The sequence below is a fragment of the Dietzia sp. B19 genome (genome assembly GCF_014145155.1).
In the GTDB taxonomy this organism is placed as follows: domain Bacteria; phylum Actinomycetota; class Actinomycetes; order Mycobacteriales; family Mycobacteriaceae; genus Dietzia; species Dietzia natronolimnaea.
Genome location: NZ_JAALED010000495.1, coordinates 1 through 2,660 on the forward strand (window position 1 = coordinate 1; position 2,660 = coordinate 2,660).

At 71.5% G+C, this 2,660-nt stretch carries 5 protein-coding genes; 2 read left to right on the forward strand and 3 right to left on the reverse strand.

Annotated elements, in window-relative coordinates:
- The 3 genes from G6020_RS13550 to G6020_RS13560 form a co-directional block, all read right to left on the reverse strand.
- A partial coding sequence (locus G6020_RS13550) for an MBL fold metallo-hydrolase (protein ID WP_182610977.1) occupies positions 1–660 on the reverse strand: 660 nt, incomplete at its 3' end.
- A 9-nt stretch (positions 661–669) separates the two neighbouring features.
- Complete coding sequence (locus tag G6020_RS13555; RefSeq protein ID WP_182610978.1) at positions 670–1,155, reverse strand: RidA family protein; 486 nt, start codon at positions 1,153–1,155, stop codon at positions 670–672.
- Positions 1,155–1,325, reverse strand: coding sequence for a DUF4177 domain-containing protein (locus tag G6020_RS13560; RefSeq protein WP_179524409.1), 171 nt, complete (start codon positions 1,323–1,325; stop codon positions 1,155–1,157). The genes G6020_RS13555 and G6020_RS13560 overlap by 1 nt, the downstream gene beginning before the upstream one ends.
- A 65-nt stretch (positions 1,326–1,390) precedes the next feature.
- Between G6020_RS13560 and G6020_RS13565 the strand changes: the two genes are divergently transcribed.
- Positions 1,391–2,467, forward strand: coding sequence for an ArsA-related P-loop ATPase (locus G6020_RS13565; RefSeq protein ID WP_182610979.1), 1,077 nt, complete (start codon positions 1,391–1,393; stop codon positions 2,465–2,467).
- Position 2,468: 1 nt separating this feature from the next.
- Positions 2,469–2,660 (forward strand): ArsA-related P-loop ATPase (locus tag G6020_RS17200; RefSeq protein WP_277815283.1); only part of this gene is annotated, 192 nt, incomplete at its 3' end.

Below are 2,660 nucleotides of genomic sequence, written 5' to 3' on the forward strand. Positions count from 1 at the left end.
GAGCACCTGGGCCGCGCGCGCGGTGTTCTCCACGTCCGGCCCGTGCCCGGGGACACCCACGACGCCGTCGGCGCGGGCGGCCAGCAGGTCGAGGCTCTCCAGGTAGTCGCCCAGATCGCCGTCGGTCGAGTCCAGGACCGTCGAATCGCGGCCCAGGATCGTGTCGCCGAGTACCACGCAGTCCGCCGGCGCGGTGAACCCCGCACCCGCGGGACGCACCTCGAGGCTGATCGAGTCCGCGGTGTGCCCCGGAGTGGCCAGCACGATGATGTCCAGCCCGGCGGCGTGGATCTCCTCGCCGTCGACCAGTGGCCCGGCGTCGCGGCAGTACCGCTCCCCGACCGCTCGGACCGGCGCGCCGGTCAGCGCGCGGAGGTGGTCGATCCCGTCGGTGTGGTCCCCGTGGCGATGGGTGACGACGACGAGCTCGATCTCCCCCACGATGGCGGCGATCCGCTCGGCGTGCGCGCGATCGTCCGGCCCGGGATCCACCACCACGGCGGTGGGCGATCCCGGGGCCCGCAGCACGACCGTGTTGGTCCCCTCGAAGGTCATCTCCGAGGGGTTGTCGCAGAGGATCACCCCGGCCAGGTCGGTGACGGGGCGCAGCGTCTCGTACGCGGGGAACGTGATCGGGGCCAGACCGCCGGACGTCGCCATGGTCCGTCCCTAACCCTCGACCTCGACCTCGACGATGAGCTCGACCTCGACGGGGGCGTCGAGCGGCAGCTCCGACACCCCGACGGCGGAGCGTGCGTGGACGCCGGCGTCGCCGAAGACCTCACCCAGCAGGTCCGAGGCGCCGTTGATCACCGCGGGCTGGGCGTTGAAGCCCGGCGCCGAGGCGACGAACCCGACGACCTTGACGATCCGCACGACGGAGTCGATGCCCACCAGGCCGTCGACCGCGGCGAGCGCGTTGAGGGCGCAGGTCCGGGCGAGACCGGCGGCGACCTCCGGACTGACCGCGGCTCCGACCTTGCCCGTCGCGGCGAGGGCGCCGTCGACCATCGGCAGCTGACCGGAGGTGTAGACGTACGCCCCCGTCCGCACGGCGGGGACGTAGTTGGCCAGCGGGGGGACCACGGTCGGCAGCTCGATCCCCAGCTGCTCCAGCTTTCGGGTCCAGTAGCCGCCGCCCTCGCCCTCCGACATCAGAGCCGGCGCTTGAGGTAGGCGACGTGCTGCTCGCCGGTGGGCCCGGGCAGCACGGACACGAGCTCCCAGCCGTCACTGCCCCACTGGTCGAGGATCTGCTTGGTGGCGTGGGTGAGCAGCGGGACGGTCGCGTACTCGAACCGGGCTGCGGAGGTGGATTCGCTCATGCCCCCACTCTAGGGAAGTCGAGAGCAGCCCGCGCGCTCTGGTGGAACCGCTTAGTGTGGAACGCATGCCGTCCACCGACAATCCAGGAACGCAGGCGACTCGAACTCAGGGGACACAGTCGACGAGGGCGACCATCGCCGACCAGCTGTCCACCGGCTGGTCCGACTCCTCCGCCCGCGCAGACCTCCACTACGTCTCCGGGAAGGGGGGAACGGGCAAGACCACGGTCGCCACCTCGCTCGCGCTGGCACTGGCCTCCACCGGCAAGCGTGTGTTGCTGGTCGAGGTGGAGGAGCGCCAGGGAATCTCCCGGATCTTCGACCGCGCCCCGCTGCCGTACCGCGAGGAGCTCGTGGCCCGGGTGGACGGTGGCGGCAAGGTGTTCGCGCTGGCCATCGACATCGAGGCCGCGATGCTCGACTACCTCGACACCTTCTACCACCTCGGGGTGGTGGGCAAGGTGATGAAGTCGGTGGGCGCGATCGAGTTCGCGACCACCATCGCCCCCGGCCTCAAGGACGTGCTCCTGACCGGAAAGATCTACGAGGTCGTCACGCGCCAGCACGCCAAGAAGGAGGTCGTGTACGACGCCGTGGTGGTGGACGCCCCGCCCACGGGCCGTATCGGCAAGTTCCTCGACGTGACCACCGCGATGGCCGACCTGGCCGCCGGCGGGCCCATCCGCCGGCAGGCCGATGCCGTCTCCGAGCTGGTCCACTCCCCGCAGACGGTCGTCCACCTGGTCACCCTGCTCGAGTCGCTGCCGGTCCAGGAGACCATCGAGGCGATCGAGGAGCTGCGTTCGCACGACCTGCGGGTCGGCCAGGTGATCATCAACCGGGCCGAGACCAGGCACCTCGACGACGACGCGCTCCAGCGGATCGCCGAGGAGGACATCGATGCGGAGGCGGTGCTGGCCGGGCTCGAGGAGACCGGTGTGGAGCTCGACGACGAGGGCCTGCAGGGGCTCCTGGTGGAGGCCATCGAACACGCCCGCGTCGCCCGCGGCCAGCTCGCGGCCGGCGAGACCCTGACCTCGTCCGGCTGCCCGACCCTCGTGCTGCCGGCCCTGCCCAACGGCGTCGAGGTCGCCGACCTGTACGACCTCGCCTCCGCCCTTGCCGATCAGGGAGTGCACTGACATGACTCGTCGTCTCGACATCACCGGAATGCTCACCGACCCCGCGACCCGTGTCGTGGTCTGCACCGGCGCCGGCGGCGTGGGCAAGACCACCACCGCCGCCGCGGTGGCCCTGCGCGCGGCCGAGCTCGGCCGCGATACCGTGGTGCTCACCATCGACCCGGCCCGGCGCCTCGCGCAGGCGCTGGGCATA